Source organism: Paenibacillus sp. DMB20 (genome assembly GCF_000987955.1).
GTDB lineage: Bacteria > Bacillota > Bacilli > Paenibacillales > Paenibacillaceae > Paenibacillus_AQ.
The window spans coordinates 15,960-34,371 of sequence record NZ_LAZU01000018.1; the positions used below are offsets into that span (position 1 = coordinate 15,960).

Sequence of the window (18,412 nt, forward strand, 5' to 3'; positions counted from 1 at the left end):
GAAAGCAAGAAAATAAGATCGTAAACGAGCTTTATTTTATGAACAATTGATGAACGTTTCGGGACCTTGTGAAAAATTTAAATGATTTTGATTCTCAATTAGACTTGTCGGGTTGAGAATGGGGTGTTATAATTCAATACAGATCGCAATTGATAATCAATCTCATTGAGAGTGATAACGGCATTCCACCGGAACGCTCTGATAGTTGTATACCTGCATAGAAGGAAGAGCCATGAAGAAAAGATACCTGATCGCCGCAGTCGTGGTACTGTCCGTCATCTCTCTGTTTATCGGGGTTAAGGACATATCACCCTTTGATCTGTTCCGGATGACGGAGCAACAACAGCATATCATGCTGGTCAGCCGCGTTCCCAGGCTTGTCAGTCTAGTATTGTCGGGCGTTAGTATGAGCATTTGCGGCCTGATCATGCAGCAGCTCAGCCGGAACAAGTTCGTCTCGCCGACAACGGCGGGGACCATGGATTCCGCCAGGCTGGGAATACTTGTGTCGATGCTTGTATTTTCAACCACAGGCCCGTTGATCAAGATGCTGGTCGCCTTCCTGTTTGCATTTGCAGGTACGCTCATATTTATGAAGATTCTTGACAAGATCAAGTTCAAGGACGCGGTTTTCATTCCGCTCGTGGGCTTGATGTTCGGGAACATAATAAGCTCGATCGCCACGTTTTTCGCCTACAAGCATGATCTGATCCAGAACATGTCCTCATGGCTGCAGGGCGACTTCTCGATGATCATCAAAGGTCAATACGAACTGATGTACATAAGTGTTCCCCTGGTCATTCTGGCTTACTTGTTCGCCAATAAATTTACCGTGGCGGGCATGGGAGAAGAGTTCGCGACCAATCTGGGCCTTCAATACCGGAGAGTCGTGAACATCGGCCTGATCATCGTAGCGCTGGTGACCGCTTCCGTCGTCCTGACGGTTGGCATGATCCCGTTCCTTGGTCTGATCATCCCGAATATCGTGAGTCTTTACCTGGGGGATCATTTGAAAAAAAGCCTTTCGCATACCGCGCTTCTGGGGGCCGCATTCGTGCTCTTTTGCGACATCATCGGCCGTCTTATCATTTACCCCTACGAAATTCCGATCAGCTTGACCGTGGGCGTCATCGGAAGCGGTATTTTCATTTACTTACTGATGAGGAGAAAGGCATATGACTTATAAAGCCAAGACCGGTTTGCTGGTCGCGGCGGCGCTGATCCTGATTGCCCTCTTCCTTTTCATTGATTTAGGAGGAAACTGGGATTACGCGCTGCCCAGAAGAATCAAGAAGGTGCTGGCTATCGTTTTGACGGGCGGAGCGATCGCGCTGTCCACCACGGTGTTTCAAACGATTACCAACAACCGGATTTTGACGCCGAGCGTCATGGGATTGGATTCCCTATATGTGTTGATCCAAACCTTTGTTATCTTTGTTTTCGGATCGTTTAAGCTGTATGAGCTTGGGAACCTCAATTTTTTGATCAATGTCGCAGGCATGATCCTTTTCTCCGGAATACTGTACAAAATTTTGTTCCGAAGGGAAGGAAACAACATTTATTTTCTCCTTCTTATCGGCATGATCTTCGGCTCTTTGTTTTCAAGCATGTCTTCCTTTATGGAGTTGCTGATCGATCCGAACGAATTTCAATTCGTATCCGACAAAATGTTCGCAAGCTTCAACAATGTGAATACGGATTTGCTGCTGATCGCAATCATTGCCGTTGGCGCGACGCTCGTTTATTTTGCGAAATACTTTAAGTATTTGAATGTCCTGGCCCTCGGGCGGGAACAAGCGATCAACCTCGGCGTAAACTACGACTTCGTTATCAAAAGACTGCTGATCGTTGTGGCCGTACTGATCTCGGTGGCAACCGCGCTTGTCGGGCCGATTACTTTTTTGGGACTATTGGTGGTCAATGTATCTTATGAATTCATGAAAACGTACCGTCATTCCTACCTTATTGCCGGCTCCGTGCTGATCAGCATTATCGCGTTAGTGGGAGGCCAGCTCGTTGTGGAGCGGGTGTTTACATTCTCTACGACCCTTAGTGTCATCATTAACTTCATCGGCGGGGTTTACTTCATCTATCTGCTATTAAAGGAGAGTAAAGCATGATCCAGGTAACGAACGTAACGAAAGCTTACAGCGGCAAAAAAGTCGTGGATAACGTGTCGGTGACGATCCCGAAAGGCAAGATTACGTCCTTTATCGGACCGAACGGAGCCGGTAAGAGCAGCCTTTTGTCCATGATCAGCAGACTTGTGTCCAAGGATTCCGGGCAAATCGTCATTGAAGGCAAGGAGGTAAGCCAGTGGAAGAGCGGCGATCTTGCCAAGAAAATCTCGATCCTGAAGCAGTCTAACCAAATCAGTCTCCGGCTGACGGTTAGAGAACTCGTTTCTTTTGGACGCTTTCCGTATTCCCAAGGCAGATTGACCGAAGAAGACAAGAAATACGTGGATGAAGCGATCCGATACATGGAGCTTGAAGAAATGCAGGATAAGTACCTTCATCAGCTCAGCGGCGGACAAACGCAGCGCGCCTACATTGCGATGGTCATCGCGCAGAACACCGACTATATCCTGCTGGATGAACCGCTGAACAATCTGGATATGAAACACTCCGTGCAAATCATGAAGATTCTGAGAAAGCTTGTTGCCGAGCTGGACAAAACGATTGTGATCGTGATCCACGATATCAATTTTGCTTCCTGCTACTCCGACTACATTGTGGCTTTAAAAGACGGCAGAATTGAAAACGAAGGCGGAACCGATACGATCATCCAAAGCAATGTGCTTAAAGGAATCTATGATATGGATATCGAGATCGAGGAAATCAACGATAACAAGATCTGCGTCTATTACGCTTAAAAGGAACTTCAATGGAATGGTGAGGGGGGCAAGGAGAATTCCCCGGGAAGCTTTTGCCCCTTATATTATTCAGGTGGTATGCGATAGCGCATATGGGTCTTTACGCGGCCTATAAATGTAATTATTAACCTTATATGCACAATTATGTTATTCATAATCATTTATAAATTTAATTGTAGGAGTGGAAGAAATGAAGAAAGTTTTAATGCTGTTCATGATGACTGTACTCACGGTGGCACTTGCCGCTTGCGGAGCCGATGAGAAGAAAACCGGAGCGTCCGGTAACGGCGGAGAAGCCTCCGGGGATAAACTGACGATCAAACACGAGCTCGGCGAAACGCCGGTCACCAAGAATCCGAAAAAAAGTCGTTGTATTCGATTTTGGCGTACTGGATTCCTTGGACAAATTGGGCGTTGAAGTGACGGGAGTTCCTCAAGCCAATATCCCGCCTTACTTGTCCAAATACGGTGATGCCAAATATCAAAAACGTCGGCAGTCTGAAGGAGCCGGACTTTGAGAAAATCAACAAGATCGAACCGGACCTCATTATTATTTCCGGCAGACAGAGTGATGCTTATAAAGAATTGAGCGAGATCGCGCCTACGATTTACATGGGTGTGGATACTTCCAAATACATGGATTCCTTCAAAGAAAACATGAACAAGCTTGGCCAAATTTTCGGCAAGGAAGCCCAGGTCGAAGAACAACTGGCTGCTGTCGATAAGGACATCAAGGCACTGAACGACAAGGTAAAGGCATCCGGCAAAAATGCGCTCATCATCTTGGCTAACGAAGGCAAAATCAGCGCTTACGGTCCTGGTTCCCGTTTCGGCATTCTGCATGACGTGTTCGGCTTCGCCGCTGTGGATCCCAACATTGAAATAAGCACGCACGGCAAAGATATTTCAAGCGAGTACATCGTGGAGAAAAACCCGGACTATCTGTTTGTCGTTGACCGCGGGGCGGTTGTAACCACAGGCACCGGCGATTCCGGCGCGAAGCAGGTCGTCGAGAACGAGCTTGTCAAAACAACGAAAGCCTACAAAGACGGCAATATCGTTTACCTTGATCCAAACTATTGGTATCTGTCCGGCGGCGGTTTGGCTTCCGTGGCGGAAATGGTGAAGGAAGTTGGCGCAGGCCTAAAATAATAATTACCGAATTAACAGCACCGGCGCGCGGTCATTCAGGCGCCGGTGCTTGCTTGTTTGTTTGAAAAGGTCCCCCGCTTCGTCGATAATTAGAAGGTAATGAACATGCTAGGAGGTTCGAAACATGGTTCCCGATCAAATGTACATCAACGGACAATGGGTATCCGCGTCCGGGAATATTGAAGTGATAAACCCGGCAACCGGGGAAAAGATAGGCCAAGTTGCTTTTGGAGGTGAAAAGGAAGCCCGTCTGGCGGCGGATGCCGCCTCGGCAGCGTTTCGGACCTGGTCCAAGCATACGGCCGATGAGCGAGGAAAGGCGCTCCGCCGCTGGCATGATCTGATTGCTGAGCACAGCAGCGAGTTGGCCCGGATCATGACGCTGGAGCAGGGAAAGCCGCTGAAGGAGGCGGCGGGAGAGATCGCTTACGCCAACAGTTTCGTCGCATGGTATGCCGAGGAGGGCAAAAGGATCTACGGCGAAACGATTCCCGCCTCTTCTCCCAATAAACGCATTATCGTCACGAAACAGCCGGTCGGGGTCGTTGCAGCGATAACGCCGTGGAATTTTCCGGCATCGATGATCACCCGCAAAGCGGCTCCCGCTTTGGCTGCAGGATGCACCATGGTGATCAAGCCCTCGGAAGAAACGCCTTATACGGCGCTTAAGCTGGCGGAACTTGCGGATCGGGCAGGGATACCTGCCGGCGTGATCAACGTGGTGACGGGAGATGCGGCCGAAATCGCCGGGGCATGGCAGCAGGACAGCCGGGTCCGGAAGCTGTCGTTTACCGGCTCGACCGCCGTCGGCAAGAAACTGATGGAGGGGGCGGCGGGGCATGTCAAGAAGTTGTCGCTTGAGCTTGGGGGCCATGCGCCTTTTATCGTAACGGCAAACGCGGACATGGATAAAGCTGCCGAGGGGGTCCTGCTGTCCAAATTCCGCAATGCGGGGCAGACCTGCGTATGCACCAACCGTGTATATGTTCAAGAATCCGTTGCCGCCGAATTTGCCGGAAAGGTTGCGGCTTTAACCGAACGGTTGAAGGTCGGAAATGGCATGGAGGAAGGGACGGATATCGGCCCTCTGATCAACGACAAAGCGGCGAAGAAGGTAAGAAAACAGATTGAGGATGCCGAGCTGAAGGGCGGAGTGATTTTGACGGGAGAGCGTTCAGCATCTCCTTCGAATGGCGTATTTGTGAAGCCTACCGTCATCATGAATGCCACGGATGATATGCTCTGCATGAAGGAGGAAACGTTCGGGCCGGTTGCGCCCATCACCATGTTCAAGACCGTTGAAGAAGCCGTCGAACGGGCGAATAACAGCCCGTACGGACTTGCGGCTTATGTATTTACGGAGCATCTTGGGGAAGCGGTGCGGATCGCCGAAGCCCTGGACTATGGTATCGTCGGTATTAACGACCCGCTTCCGTCCACCGCGCAGGCCCCGTTTGGCGGGTTCAAGGAGAGCGGACTCGGACGGGAAGGCGGGCATTACGGCATCGAGGAATATCTGGAGACCAAATATATCTCGCTCGATTTGTAGAAACTTTGCATGACTTACGGCGTCTGCTTATCCCTGCTTTAATAGGACCGGCAGCCCTGAGGCTGCGGATGCATTGGCGGCCAGCGTCGCCTCCAATGTTTTCATGCCGTCCTCGTAGCTCGCCAGAATGAGGCTGCGGTCATTTTGCTGAATCGCACGCACAAATGCGTCCGTCTCCCTTTGGTAGAAATTCGTTTTGCTGCGATAGATCGTTTCCTTATCGGGCTCGGTGATCGTGAGGGTCGTGCCGTCGAGCGTCACCCTGAAATTCCTGCCCATCAGCTCGATTCCGGTGCGGTGGTCAAATTGGATAAACCCGGTCTGCATATGGCCGAACGCCCCGTTATCCAGCGTAAATTGGATCATTCCCACATCGGGAATGTCCAAATCCGGGATATCGTCCATCACAAGAAGACCCATGTCGGCGTACAGCCGAACAATCTCGCCTCCGAGATAACGGACCAGATCTAAGGTGTGGGTCGATTGCTCTACAAGCTGGCCGCCGGAGAGCGCTTTCTTTCTCCACCATGGCGTGTCTACCGGAACGGTCAGGTAGTGCGCCCGGATCATGGCTACTTTTTTGTCCGACAAATATTGTTTTGCGATCGCCACCGTATCCATGTAGCGCAGGCAATAGCCCGAGGCCGCGATAATGCCGCTTTCGGCGATCGACTCGGCTTTGCGCCTGACGGTTTCCATATCGAGTCCCAGAGGCTTTTCGACCATTAAATGGACGCCCTTGGCTGCGGCCGTTTCCTCCAGATCGCCGTGGCAGAACGGGGGAACGCACACGTATACGGCATCGAGCCGTTCTTTATCCAGCATCTCATGCGCATCGGTGTATGATGCCGCCCCGCAAGCCGCGGATTGAGCTTCGGAAAGTGTCCGGTTGGTATCGCAGATCGCGGCAACCTTTACGTCCGGATGTTTTCCTAAATGCTTCAAATGTATGGCGCCTATTCCTCCGGCACCGATGACGCCGATGTTAATCATGGTTACTGATCACTCCTGAATATGGTTTGAGCCCCCGATGATCAGATCGAGCTGGCGCGAGGCGTCGTATGTCATCTGATAAGGATCGGCGGCGTACGGGCTAAGTTCGGCTGTCAACGTGTCGCTGTATCCGGTTTCCGTCAAAGCACGGCGCACTTCGGCCCAGTCCACGCCTCCCGCCAGCAAAGGCACGAAGCCCGAGCCGTTGCCGACATGGGGGTTGAAATCTTTCACATGAACCTTCTTGATGCGTTTGCCGAGGAGACGAATCCACTGCTCCGGATAACCATAGAGCAAAATGTTGCCGACATCGAAATAAACTCCCGCCATGGGGGATTCCAATTCATCGATGTAACGTTTCATCTCAAGCGGCGACAGCAGGAATTTGTTCCATACATTTTCGATGCCTATGTACACGCCATGCTGTTCGGCAAGCGGAAGCAGCTTCCGGATTTCATCTTGGCTGCGGCGGTAGCAGTCCTCATAAGAAACCTCCGGGGTAACGGCTCCGGGAACGACAAGCACGGTATCCATGCCGATCAGCGAGGCAAGTTCAATCTGCTTGGCGACGACTGCCGCGCCCTGCACCCGGACAGCGGGGTCCGGAGAGGACAGGGGCGTCTTCCACAGCAGGCTTGTCGATAAGCTGCGGAGCCGGATTCCATGCCGGTCCGCCAAGGAGAGAATGTCTTGAGCGTCGTCAGCGGTACTGTTCATCGTAAGTCCAATCCCTCCGGAGGGATTCAGATTCAGCTCGACCGCATCGTATCCCGCAAGGCTGGCATGACGGAACAAGTCATCAAGCGAAGTGTTCTCCGGGTATCCCCATTGATTGATTCCTTTCAGCATGTACATAGCCTCCTAATATCCGACTGACGGCATAAGCTGCGTCGACTCCTTAATGCTGCGGATTGCATGTCGCCTGTTGTTTGTACCAATATATACATGCGGTCATCCTTTAATGCCATTCATGGCAATACCTTCGATAAAATAACGCTGCAGGAAAATAAACAAGACGATGATCGGCAGCGTGGCCATGACGGCTCCGGCCATCAGCAGCGGATAATCCGTGGAGTGCTGACCCTGGAAGGTCGAGATCCCGATGGACAGCACGCGCATGTCTTCCGAACTGGTCATGATGAGCGGCCAGAGCAGCTCGTTCCAGGAAGCAAGGATCGTAAAGATGGCCAGCGATACCAAGGCGGCTTTGGATAAAGGCAAATAGATGTTCCAATAGATGCGGAAATAGCTGCAGCCGTCGATTTTGGCCGCTTCTTCGAGATCCTTTGGCAGGGTCATGAAAAACTGTCTAAGCAAAAAGGTGCCGAAAGCGCTGAACACGCCGGGGATGATCAGAACATAAAACGTATCCAGCCAATTCAGCTCGCGCATGATGACAAAGCTCGGGATCATGACGACCTGCGACGGAACCATCAAAACGGCGAGAAGAGCGAGAAAAATCGCATTCTTGAACGGAAACCTCAGGCAGGCAAAGGCATATGCCGCCAGGGAGCAGAGAACAAGCTGCCCCGCGGTCCGGCTGAACGTCACGATGATCGTATTCAGGTAATAGGTTCCGAAATCAATCGTTTGAATCACGCGGATATAATTATCGAGATGCCATTCAGACGGCAGCCATGTAGGCGGTACGGTCATCGAATCGGCATACGATTTGACCGATGTCGACAGCATCCATAAAAACGGCATGACCATAAAGACGGCGCCTGCGGCCAACAGGAAGTGGGCGGCCGCAGGAACTCTTTTTCCGGACCCGGTAGAAGCGTTCATGTTGATTTCCTCCTCCTGCTATTGATAGTGAACCCAGCGCTTCTGAAAAACCATCTGGAACAAGGTGATGATCAGAATGACGATAAACAGCATGAAGGCTTGGGCGGAAGCGTAGCCCATATGAAAGAACTTGAAGCCGTCTTCCCAAATGCTGTACACCACCGTCCGTGTCTGATCCAGGAGCGTAGCCTGCTGGTCCATCATAATAAAGATCAGGTCGAACATTTGGAACGAATTGATAAAAGACATCACCAGGACGAAAAACAGGCTCGGCGTCAGCAGCGGCAGGGTGATCCGGAAGAACTTGTACAGCGTCCCTGCCCCGTCGAGCGATGCCGCCTCGTAATACGTATTGGAAATTCCCTGTAAACCGGACAGCAAAATAACGGCGTTATAACCGATGCTGCTCCAAACGCTTACGATAATAATGGAGAAAAGCGCGAATTTTTCGTCAAACAGCCAGTTGGGCTGCGGAAGATTCAATGCCCCCAGCACATAGTTGATAAGACCGAACTCCGAATTGTACAGCCATCGCCACACCATGCCGACCGCGATCGGCATGGTGATCACGGGAATGAAGAACAGTGTCCGGTAGATAACCACGCCTTTGATCTTCTGGTTCAAGAGCACCGCCAGCAGCGTTGCGAAAGCAATGGATAACGGCACGGTTCCGACCGTATACAGCAGGGTGTTCAGCATCGAGGTCGTGAATTTTTCGTCATTCATCAAATTTCGGAAGTTCTCGAGCCCGATGAATTGGGGGGCCGTCATGCCGTCCCATGACGTAAAGGACAGGAACAGGGAGGCGGCTGAAGGGGCCATATAAAAAAATGCCGAGACCCAGCACAACGGGCAGGATGAAAACATAACCCCATACGGCTTCCAGAAGCGCGAGCCTTGAAGGCTTGCGCTTTCCATTGGCGGGCGTTTCCGGCTGGTCCCTGGTCAAAGCAACGCGAGGATTCACGGGCAGCACCGTCCTTTCAGAATGGAAATGATGGTTAGGCTTACTTCTTCTCGGTGACCAGAATGGCGTTCATTTTTTCGGCCGTGTTCTTGAGAGCTTCCTCAAATGATTTCTTGCCAAGGAAGGCGGCTTGGATCTCTTTCACTTCAGCATCCTGCCATTCGGCCGTTTTCTGGGAAACCGGGTAAGGAACGGCGAATTCCAGGCTGTCGACGAAAACCTGAAGATCTAAGGTAGGGATCGATTTCAGCCAGCCTTCCTCCGTTCCTTTGTAGGCCGGGATGCTGAAGCCGGATTTGGCCAGCAGTTCGGCGCCTTCTTTGCCGGAAAGAACTTGGATTAGCTCCCATGCTTCCGGTTCGACTTTCGTTTTCCCGTTGATGGCCCAGCTGAGTCCGTGGACGATGGAAGCTTTTTGTTTGCCTGCCGGAAGGACGGCAACGCCGAGCTTATCGCCGAGCAGCTTGTGAAGTTCGGGGGCATTGACGGAAATGCCCGGATACATGGCAGCCTTGCCGGAGCCGAACAGCTGGCGCGTTTTGGTTTCAAGCTGCTGTTGGGCATTCGGGGAATAGCCTTTCTCGATCAAGCTTTGCTCCCATTTGAAGGCGGACAAGGCTTCGGGCGAATCGAATCCGGATTTGGTTTTGTCCTCCGAAATGACAAAGCCGCCTGCCTGGTGAATGAAGTTGTAATATCCGATTTGGCTGTCGATCGGAGCGATAAATCCGTAAACGCCGCTGCTTTTATCCGTAAGCTTGGCCGCGTTTTCCTCCAGCGTCTCCCATGTCCAGGTTTCGTCGGGGTAAGGGACGCCGGCTTTGTCAAACAATTCTTTATTGTAAAAAAAGTCCGATGGAATCAAGGAAATACGGAAGGCCGTACAGATTGCCGTTATAGGAATACAAATCGACCAATGCCTTGGTATACACGGACGTGTCCAGCTTGCTCTTTTCGATGAGGGGCTTCAAATCCTTGATCAGGCCGGTGGAAGCATAGGAGTGGAAGTTGGGCCCGTTCATCCAGAACACGTCGGGGCCGCTGTTTCCGGCCAGGCTGGTTTTCAGCTTGGTCCAGTAATCCGCCCAAGGCGTATAAGTGACTTTAACCTCGACGTCAGGAAACTTTTGGTTGTAAATCTTGATGGTTTCATTCAGGGTGTCTTTCACGTTTTTCATCCCATAAAGCGACGTTGATCACTTTTTTTGCCGCTGCCGCCGTCCGCGGATCCGCCGCCGCAAGCGGATAACATAACAGAAATCAGCATCAAGACGGACAGCAGCGGGAGACTTTTTTTTCATCAATAAACCCTCCTTTAATCTGTTTCAGGCTTGGTTTCCGGATCGTCTCCAGCGAGGCCGGATACAGTATCAAAGCTTTTTTTTCTGCTGGGGCAGTCCTCCTTACATTTGTCTACAGCCACAGTTATTCCAATTAACGAAAAAAGTTGGCGTCTAAAGGACTTGCATGAAGGTGAATAACTGTGTAATCTGTTGCGAATGATTATATAATCGTGTTTAATTTTTTTCAAGTAAGCGATTACATTTCATTTAAAATAATTTTTTTTCACATGAAAATATGGTTCTAAGGGATTCACATCCTTTGCGTGGTTTGATGTTATTATTTTCATTGGAATAAGTTTAAACATTTCTTGCAAAAAATAAGTTCTTGTCTAAACATGGAGTGTACAAGAGCTAGATGCCAGCAATACGGACGAAGAAAGGTTGAAGTTTGTTGAAAAAGATGAGAAAGAGCGATTTGAAGCTCATTCAGGAAATGAACCGGACGATGGTGCTGAATAAAATCCGTACCGAGGGACCGATCTCAAGAATCGAGTTGGCCAAAAAAAAATAAACTCAGTCCGTCCACGGTGGCGTCGGCCGTTCAGGAGCTGATCAGGGAAGGCTATGTTTCTGAAATCGGTCCCGGTGTCTCCAGCGGCGGGAGAAAGCCGATTCTGCTAAGGTTTAATCCGGATAATCATTACTTGTTTGCGGTTGCGGTTACCAATTCGGTCATGATGTTGTCGCAGATGAATCTGGGTGCCCATATTTTGAGAAAGGAGACCCATCCGATAACGGGCGTTCAGGGAAATGCGGTCATGGAAGTGCTGAAGGACAAGCTGGACCGTTTTATCGGGACTCATGCGGACCTGAGCCGCTGCGTGGGAATCTCGGTCACGGTTCCGGGGATTGTGGACCATGCCGAAGGCGTCGTCCATTACAACACTAAACTGCGGATGGCGAATGTCCCGGTGAAACGGATTCTGGAGGAGCGTTACGGGGTTAAAGCCTGGGTGGAAAATGACATGAATTCCGTTGTCCTCGCGGAACGGCGGTTCGGAAGCTATGCGCACGCCAATCAGATTTACATCTCCATAGGCGATGGATTGGGCTCGGGGATCCTGATTAACGACGCCATCTTGCGGGGAAGCCGCGGCGGTGCCGGAGAGTTCGGCCATACCAGCGTGAACCGCAGCGGAATCCGCTGCGAATGCGGGAATGTCGGCTGCCTGGACAGCTATATCAGTTGGAGCGCGGTATATTCGCGCATCATTACGGCGATTGCAACCGGCCGGCCGACGCTGATTCACGAACTGAGCGGGGGCGAATATGCCCGAATCGTTCCTTCGGTCTATAAAGAAGCGTTGTTGAAGGGGGACCGTCTGGCTCTCGACATTAACGAGGAGGTGGCGGAGACGCTGGGCGCCGGAATCGTTAACCTGATTAACATGTTTAATCCCGAGGCGCTTATTCTTGGAGGAGAGATGGCCATAGGAAATCCCATCCTCCTGGATAAGGTGAGGGAATACATCGGCAAGCATGCGATCCGGACCCTGGAAGAGGACATGGTATTCGGGCTGGCCTCCCTGGAGCAGGACGATAAACTGATCGGGGCTGCCTCGGTGCTGCTTCAGGACATATTTGTATTTCCGCTGGCCGATGGATAAAACGGGACGTTATAATCAAGGGATTAAAGGGGGAAACAGGCCATGAGCTTTCGCGGACAGAAAATTTTACCCGCGGCTAAGCAGATGAAGCAGTTGGAGCAGATTTTGGAGAGCCGGTATCAATACGGGGTTTTGCTGGATACGCATATCGCCCGTCTGGGACAGATGTATCGGCTGATCCGGGAGGCGAAGAAGTCGATGTTTTTGCATGCCGATCTTATCCAGGGTTTGAAAAATGACGAGTACGCCGCCGAATATCTATGCCAGGAAATCCGTCCGGACGGCCTGATTTCGACGAGGTCCAGCGTCATCCTGAAGGCGAAGCAGAAGGGAATCGTGGCCATCCAACGCGTATTTCTTCTGGACACCCTTGCGCTCGAAAAAAATTACGCCCTGCTGGAAAAAACAAAGCCGGACTATATCGAAGTGCTGCCGGGCGCCATGCCGCACATGATTGACGAAGTATACCGGCGTACCGGAATCCCGATCTTTGCCGGAGGCCTCATCCGAACGCCGATACAGGTTGAAGAGGCGATTGCGGCAGGGGCGCTGGCGGTGACGACGTCCAGCCGGGAACTGTTCCGGCATTATCTTCCCTGAGGACATTCCGTTCTTTCGCCTCGGAAACATAAACAACCCCAAAATGCAATGACATAATTGACAACGTATCCGTGAAAACGTAATCTTTGGGGTGGATGCACTTGGAAAGGGGAAACGGGAATGGAACAATACATATTGGCGCTGGATCAGGGAACGACGAGCTCGCGAGCGATACTTTTCGATCGGGAAGGCAGGATGGTATATTCGGCTCAGAGGGAATTTCCGCAGTATTTTCCCAAGCCGGGCTGGGTTGAACAAAATGCGAATGAAATATGGGGCTCCATTCTGGCCGTGATCGCCACCTGCCTGTCGGAGGCAAACGTGAAAACACAGCAGATTGCGGGGATCGGCATTACCAACCAACGGGAAACCACGGTCATTTGGGACAAAAACACCGGCGTTCCGGTATATCATGCCATCGTGTGGCAATCCCGGCAGACGGCCGAGATTTGCGAGCAGCTCATTGCGGAAGGGCATGATCCCATGGTTCGGGACAAAACGGGGCTTTTGATCGACCCGTATTTTTCAGGTACCAAAATCAAATGGATTCTGGATCATGTCGACGGGGTGAGGGAGCGCGCCGAACGGGGGGAGCTCCTGTTCGGGACGATAGACACCTGGCTGATCTGGAAGCTGTCCGGCGGGAAAGCGCATGTAACGGATTATTCCAATGCCTCGCGCACGATGTTGTACAACATCCACGAGCTCAAGTGGGATGAGGAACTGCTTGAACTGTTGGATATTCCGGCCGGTTTGCTGCCGGAGGTAAGACCGTCCTCCGAGGTGTATGCCAAGACCGCGACGTATCATTTCTTCGGCCACGAGGTTCCGATCGCGGGCGCGGCGGGGGGATCAGCAGGCGGCTCTGTTCGGCCAGACCTGCTTCAAGGAAGGCATGGTAAAGACGACCTACGGCACGGGAAGTTTCATGCTGATGAACACCGGCGACAAACCGGTAAAATCGGAGCACGGCCTGATTACGACGATAGCCTGGGGGATCGGCGGCAAGGTACAGTACGCGCTCGAAGGCAGCGTCTTTGTCGCCGGCTCCGCCATTCAGTGGCTGCGGGACGGGCTGCGCATGTTCCGGGAAGCGAAAGACAGCGAGCCTTATGCCCGCCGCGTCGAGTCCTCGGACGGCGTGTACGTGGTCCCGGCGTTTGTGGGACTCGGCAGTCCATACTGGAACAGCGAGGTCCGCGGGGCCGTTTTCGGCCTGACGAGGGGAACGACGAAGGAGCATTTCATCCGGGCTACGCTGGAATCGCTCGCGTATCAGACATGTGATGTCTTGTCCGTTATGGAAGAGGATTCGGGTTTTAAAATCGAGTCCCTTCGGGTTGACGGCGGAGCGGTGGCCAACACGTTTATTATGGAGTTTCAGAGCGACATTTTGAGCGTGCCGGTGGAGCGTCCGGTGATCAGCGAAACGACGGCTTTGGGGGCCGCTTATCTTGCGGGTCTGGCTGTAGGTTTTTGGAAGGATCAGGACGAGGTGTGCCGAAAATGGAGCGTGGAACGGAGCTTTAAGCCTTCGATGGATGCAGGGACGCGCGAGAAGCTGTACACTGGCTGGAAAAAAAGCCGTTTTTGCGGCCATGGCTTTTCATTAAAATTTTATGTGTTATAATAAGCCATAAGTTAAAGATCAGCACTCTAAAAGTTAATATATGTCAGGAGATCTGGAGAGACCACATGACGCGAACCGCCCTTCATATTCGGGAGCTGTCCGCGTGCTTCGTGGTCTCTTTTTTTGCCGTTTTTAACCGTAAACAATAATATCCTGGATATTCGGGGAGGAAATGACCATGACGCAGCAGGTTTTTCATTTTTCAGGCTTGGAACGGAAGAACATATTCGAAGGGCTCTCGGATCGCACCTATGATCTGATCGTGATCGGGGGAGGGATAACCGGTGCCGGCATCGCACTGGATGCGGTAACGCGAGGCATGAGCATTTTGCTGGTGGAGATGCAGGACTTTGCGGCAGGAACGAGCAGCCGTTCCACGAAGCTGGTTCACGGCGGGCTCCGTTATTTGAAGCAGTTCGAGGTCGGCATGGTGGCGGAGGTCGGAAAGGAACGGGCCGTCGTGTACGAGAACGGTCCCCATGTCACCACGCCTGAATGGATGCTCCTGCCGATCCACAAAGGAGGGACCTTCGGCAAATTCAGCACGTCCATCGGCCTGAAGGTATATGACTTTCTTGCCGGGGTAAAGCGCGGGGAACGCCGGTCCATGCTGTCCGCCGCGGAGACGATGAAACGGGAGCCGCTTCTGAAAAAGGAAGGGCTTAAAGGCGGCGGCTATTATGTCGAGTACCGGACGGACGATGCCCGTTTGACGCTGGAGGTGCTCAAGGAGGCTTCTGCGCGCGGAGCGATTTTGATCAATTATGCGAAAGCCGAAAAGCTCAATTATGACGCGAACGGCCGCATAACGGGAATTAACGTGAAGGATATGCTGGGCGGCGGAACGCGGCAGGTGACCGGCAAAAAGATCGTGAACGCCTCCGGGCCGTGGGTGGACCGGATTCGCGAAATGGACCATTCGAAAAAGGGGAAGATGCTTCAGCTGACCAAAGGCGTGCATCTGGTGATCGACCAATCTAAATTTCCGCTTCGGCAGGCGGTTTATTTTGATACGCCGGACGGACGGATGGTGTTTGCCATCCCCCGGGACGGAAAAACGTACGTCGGCACGACCGATACGGTTTACAAGAACGATCCGGCACACCCCTTCATGACGGAACAGGACCGTGATTATATTTTAAAAGCCGTACACTATATGTTCCCGGACGTGAAGCTGAGCGGCTCGGATGTCGAATCGGCATGGGCGGGGGTACGCCCCCTCATTCTGGAGGAAGGAAAGAGTCCGTCTGAAATTTCCCGGAAGGATGAAATTTGGGAGTCGCCGTCGGGTCTGATCACCATTGCGGGAGGCAAACTGACCGGTTACCGGAAAATGGCCGATACGGTGCTTGATCTGGTCGTCAAACGAATCGCCGAAGAAGGAGGTACAGAATTCGGCTCCTGCCAGACCAAGCAGCTCCCGATTTCGGGCGGACATGTAGGAGGCTCGCGGCAGTTTCCCGATTACGTCCGCGATCAGACGGAAGCCGGCGTCAAGCTGGGCGTGGAGCGCAAACTTGCCGAAAAGTGGTCGCGGATGTACGGTTCCAATGCGGGCGAGTTGTTCCGCATGGCACGCGAGTGGGGACAAGAGGACGAAGCGTTTGGACTGCCCGTCTCCGTGTATGTCCCGCTGCTTTACGCCATACAGCATGAAATGGCTGTTAAACCGGTTGATTTCTTCATCCGCCGTACCGGTTCGCTGCTGTTTGACATCGGCTGGACCCTGCAGTGGCAGAAGCCTGTAATCGAGTGCATGGCAGGGCTTCTGGGTTGGAGCGAGGGGGAGAAGGAAGTGTACGCGCAGGAGCTGGAAAGAGAGATTCAGGATGCGACGCGCCCTGCCCAAACGGAGCTGGCTGTGACGGGTCTGCAGCAGATTCGCGAGGCTTGATCGCGGAACCCCCGGCCCGGGCGGCATGTCTTGCGCACGGGTCGCCGAATCCGGCGGCGTCATTGGTTCGGTTGGTAGGACGGTATAGAATCCCCGGGCATCGGTATGGTAATCTATATACGTCTATACTTGAGAGGAGAGATCAACCCGATGAACCACAAGGCATTCGAAGGATCTTATCAAGGAGAGAAAGCCGTATGGCTTCAGTACGGACCCTATGAAGCGGCCGTTTTGCCGGAAATCGGCGGGAACCTGATCGCTTTCCGCGAAACGGAAAACGGTTACCGGTTTTTGCGGGAGCCGGCCGAGACGGAGATGGACGAGTTTAAGTCGAACCCGGGCGTACACGGTATACCGGTGCTTTTTCCGCCGAACCGATATGAGGACGGTAAATTCCCGTGGAATGGCCAAACGTATCGTTTTCCGGTGAATGAGGAGGCGACGGGCAACCACCTTCACGGCTTTTTACATACGATTCCCTGGACGGTAGAGGAATTTGGAACAACGCCGTCGGAAAGCTATGTGACCGTCAGCGTGAAAATCGATAAAAATCACGTTGTGTACGCGATGCTGCCGCATGTTTTTACTTTTAAGCTGCGTTACACTCTAAGCGATGCCGGGTTGTCCCAGCATGTATTCATCCGAAACGAAGGGGACAGCGCCATGCCATGCCTGCTTGCATTCCATACGGCGCTAAATGCGCCTTTTGCGGAAGGCAGCGCCTCCGAGAATTGCAAAGTGAAAATCACGGTCGGGGAACGGTGGGCATTGAATGACCGGATGCTGCCGACAGGCAAATACCAGACGTTGACCGCGGATGAGGAAAGGCTGAAGAGCGAAGGCGTCAGCCCGTATTTTGCCGCTATGGACAACCACTACACGGCCGCTCCTCAAAACGGGCGAAACCGGATGGAATTGACCGATACCAAACTCGGCAAGACCTTGGTGTATGACGCCGGCACATCCTATAAACAGTGGATGATTTGGAATAACGGCGCCAACGGGCGGTTTTTCTGTCCGGAGCCGCAGATCAATCTGGTCAATGCGCCGAATATGGATCTTCCGGCCGACGAAATCGGTCTTTTCGGCCTGGCCCCGGGAGAGATTTGGGAGGAAACCTCCCGTTTTTTATCTGAAATAGCGGCTTTTCGCCCCAGCCCGTTCTTTGGCTCATCACCATGGAACGTCCCTGTAACCAAAAAAAAACGCCGTGAGGCGTTTTTTTCTTTCGCTTAAGGTGCCGACGAGGTTTGGGACAGGCTGGAAGAGATCTTGCGTCTTTGTCCGACCCGATCCGGAATGTAAAAAAAAGACGGAATACATCAAGATGAACAGCACGAGAGCGAACAACTCCTCGGCCAGAATATAAAAAGGGTGGGGCCCCAGAACATCCAGCACCGAAGGCGTGGCCGGTTTTCCCATCAGGTACATGTAGTTGGAGCCGACCGCCCAATTGACCGTTCCGACAGCAAGCGCGGCACCATTCAAAAACAGCATCGTCCATCCGATCGACCTCCAGTTCGGGCGGTAGCCTTTGACCCAGGTCATATATAAGGGCGCGAGTATAATGGCGATATGAACAATAAAGAAATGAAAAAAGCGAAAGTGGGGGAACGGATAATCCAGGCTGGGGGTAAGCACCGCCTGAAGCGCACCGCCAATCCCCGCAAAATACAGGATCGGATAGAATTTACGGCTTCCGGTGATCAGGACGACAGCGCCGAGAACCATGGTCAGGCTGCAAAGCTCAAGCGGTAGCGAAGTAGTAGGGTCCCAGATGCCGACCGATATATACCAGAGTTGGAGCGCGATTTCGGGCAGGACGAGAGCTGCAATAAGGACCCGGCGGATGGCGGCATGGACACCGGGATTTCCGGCAATCCGGCCGCGAAACGCGAATAGCCCAAGGATCATCAAAGCCAGCAGGCTCAAAATCAGCCAATGCTCCAGGGAAAAGGCATGAAACATAAACGGATACTCCGGATCAAACAACTCTTGAATGGGGACAACCTCC

General features: G+C 52.4%; 14 protein-coding genes and 3 pseudogenes. 10 read left to right on the forward strand and 7 right to left on the reverse strand.

Translation table 11 applies throughout. The features are described from left to right. The first annotated feature begins 232 nt into the window (after nucleotides 1-232). The 5 genes and pseudogenes from XI25_RS06295 (at nucleotide 233) to XI25_RS06315 (ending at nucleotide 5,576) form a co-directional block, all read left to right on the forward strand. Nucleotides 233-1,186, forward strand: coding sequence for an ABC transporter permease (locus XI25_RS06295; protein WP_046677871.1), 954 nt, complete (start codon nucleotides 233-235; stop codon nucleotides 1,184-1,186). Then, nucleotides 1,176-2,120, forward strand: a complete 945-nt coding sequence (locus tag XI25_RS06300; RefSeq protein ID WP_046677872.1) for an iron chelate uptake ABC transporter family permease subunit — start codon at nucleotides 1,176-1,178, stop codon at nucleotides 2,118-2,120. Before XI25_RS06295 ends, XI25_RS06300 begins: the two co-directional genes overlap by 11 nt. Then, nucleotides 2,117-2,875, forward strand: coding sequence for an iron ABC transporter ATP-binding protein (locus XI25_RS06305; protein WP_046677873.1), 759 nt, complete (start codon nucleotides 2,117-2,119; stop codon nucleotides 2,873-2,875). Before XI25_RS06300 ends, XI25_RS06305 begins: the two co-directional genes overlap by 4 nt. A gap of 190 nt (nucleotides 2,876-3,065) precedes the next feature. Further along, a pseudogene (locus tag XI25_RS06310) lies at nucleotides 3,066-4,027 on the forward strand (siderophore ABC transporter substrate-binding protein). 124 nt (nucleotides 4,028-4,151) lie between these two features. Beyond that, a complete protein-coding gene (locus XI25_RS06315) occupies nucleotides 4,152-5,576 on the forward strand; it encodes an NAD-dependent succinate-semialdehyde dehydrogenase (protein ID WP_046677874.1) in 1,425 nt (474 codons plus the stop codon). A gap of 27 nt (nucleotides 5,577-5,603) precedes the next feature. Here XI25_RS06315 and XI25_RS06320 read toward each other — a convergent pair whose 3' ends face one another. From XI25_RS06320 to XI25_RS35690, 6 genes and pseudogenes are all read right to left on the reverse strand, one after another. Then, nucleotides 5,604-6,569, reverse strand: a complete 966-nt coding sequence (locus XI25_RS06320) for a Gfo/Idh/MocA family protein (protein ID WP_046677875.1) — start codon at nucleotides 6,567-6,569, stop codon at nucleotides 5,604-5,606. A 9-nt stretch (nucleotides 6,570-6,578) separates the two neighbouring features. Further along, complete coding sequence (locus XI25_RS06325; protein WP_046677876.1) at nucleotides 6,579-7,418, reverse strand: sugar phosphate isomerase/epimerase family protein; 840 nt, start codon at nucleotides 7,416-7,418, stop codon at nucleotides 6,579-6,581. Nucleotides 7,419-7,520: 102 nt separating this feature from the next. Further along, on the reverse strand, nucleotides 7,521-8,357 hold the full coding sequence (locus XI25_RS06330) for a carbohydrate ABC transporter permease (RefSeq protein WP_046677877.1): 837 nt from the start codon (nucleotides 8,355-8,357) through the stop codon (nucleotides 7,521-7,523). An 18-nt stretch (nucleotides 8,358-8,375) separates the two neighbouring features. Then, nucleotides 8,376-9,306, reverse strand: a pseudogene (locus XI25_RS06335) (carbohydrate ABC transporter permease). A gap of 58 nt (nucleotides 9,307-9,364) precedes the next feature. After that, the gene (locus XI25_RS06340; RefSeq protein ID WP_268794471.1) at nucleotides 9,365-10,189 is read right to left on the reverse strand and encodes an ABC transporter substrate-binding protein; all 825 of its coding nucleotides are present in this window, start codon (nucleotides 10,187-10,189) and stop codon (nucleotides 9,365-9,367) included. Beyond that, on the reverse strand, nucleotides 10,161-10,493 hold the full coding sequence (locus XI25_RS35690) for an ABC transporter substrate-binding protein (RefSeq protein WP_268794472.1): 333 nt from the start codon (nucleotides 10,491-10,493) through the stop codon (nucleotides 10,161-10,163). Before XI25_RS35690 ends, XI25_RS06340 begins: the two co-directional genes overlap by 29 nt. A 701-nt stretch (nucleotides 10,494-11,194) precedes the next feature. Here XI25_RS35690 and XI25_RS06345 point away from each other — a divergent pair. From XI25_RS06345 to XI25_RS06365, 5 genes and pseudogenes are all read left to right on the forward strand, one after another. Further along, nucleotides 11,195-12,274, forward strand: a complete 1,080-nt coding sequence (locus XI25_RS06345; RefSeq protein ID WP_235439691.1) for an ROK family protein — start codon at nucleotides 11,195-11,197, stop codon at nucleotides 12,272-12,274. A gap of 42 nt (nucleotides 12,275-12,316) precedes the next feature. Continuing rightward, a complete protein-coding gene (locus XI25_RS06350; RefSeq protein ID WP_046677878.1) occupies nucleotides 12,317-12,874 on the forward strand; it encodes a glycerol-3-phosphate responsive antiterminator in 558 nt (185 codons plus the stop codon). Between the two features lie 120 nt (nucleotides 12,875-12,994). Next, nucleotides 12,995-14,504, forward strand: a pseudogene (gene glpK / locus XI25_RS06355) (glycerol kinase GlpK). Nucleotides 14,505-14,682: 178 nt separating this feature from the next. Beyond that, nucleotides 14,683-16,398, forward strand: coding sequence for a glycerol-3-phosphate dehydrogenase/oxidase (locus XI25_RS06360; RefSeq protein ID WP_046677879.1), 1,716 nt, complete (start codon nucleotides 14,683-14,685; stop codon nucleotides 16,396-16,398). Between the two features lie 150 nt (nucleotides 16,399-16,548). Then, the gene (locus tag XI25_RS06365) at nucleotides 16,549-17,634 is read left to right on the forward strand and encodes an aldose 1-epimerase (protein WP_082112235.1); all 1,086 of its coding nucleotides are present in this window, start codon (nucleotides 16,549-16,551) and stop codon (nucleotides 17,632-17,634) included. Here XI25_RS06365 and XI25_RS06370 read toward each other — a convergent pair. Beyond that, the gene (locus XI25_RS06370) at nucleotides 17,572-18,366 is read right to left on the reverse strand and encodes a YwaF family protein (protein ID WP_082112247.1); all 795 of its coding nucleotides are present in this window, start codon (nucleotides 18,364-18,366) and stop codon (nucleotides 17,572-17,574) included. The genes XI25_RS06365 and XI25_RS06370 overlap by 63 nt on opposite strands. Nucleotides 18,367-18,412 lie beyond the last annotated feature (46 nt).

Excerpts from the sequence above, each read along its gene's own strand:
- XI25_RS06295 (WP_046677871.1), top strand. The coding sequence starts at position 233 with ATGAAGAAAAGATACCTGATCGCCGCAGTCGTGGTACTGTCCGTCATC.
- XI25_RS06300 (WP_046677872.1), top strand. The coding sequence starts at position 1,176 with ATGACTTATAAAGCCAAGACCGGTTTGCTGGTCGCGGCGGCGCTGATC.
- XI25_RS06305 (WP_046677873.1), top strand. The coding sequence starts at position 2,117 with ATGATCCAGGTAACGAACGTAACGAAAGCTTACAGCGGCAAAAAAGTC.
- XI25_RS06315 (WP_046677874.1), top strand. The coding sequence starts at position 4,152 with ATGGTTCCCGATCAAATGTACATCAACGGACAATGGGTATCCGCGTCC.
- XI25_RS06320 (WP_046677875.1), bottom strand. The coding sequence starts at position 6,569 with ATGATTAACATCGGCGTCATCGGTGCCGGAGGAATAGGCGCCATACAT.
- XI25_RS06325 (WP_046677876.1), bottom strand. The coding sequence starts at position 7,418 with ATGCTGAAAGGAATCAATCAATGGGGATACCCGGAGAACACTTCGCTT.
- XI25_RS06330 (WP_046677877.1), bottom strand. The coding sequence starts at position 8,357 with ATGAACGCTTCTACCGGGTCCGGAAAAAGAGTTCCTGCGGCCGCCCAC.
- XI25_RS06350 (WP_046677878.1), top strand. The coding sequence starts at position 12,317 with ATGAGCTTTCGCGGACAGAAAATTTTACCCGCGGCTAAGCAGATGAAG.
- XI25_RS06360 (WP_046677879.1), top strand. The coding sequence starts at position 14,683 with ATGACGCAGCAGGTTTTTCATTTTTCAGGCTTGGAACGGAAGAACATA.
- XI25_RS06365 (WP_082112235.1), top strand. The coding sequence starts at position 16,549 with ATGAACCACAAGGCATTCGAAGGATCTTATCAAGGAGAGAAAGCCGTA.
- XI25_RS06370 (WP_082112247.1), bottom strand. The coding sequence starts at position 18,366 with ATGTTTCATGCCTTTTCCCTGGAGCATTGGCTGATTTTGAGCCTGCTG.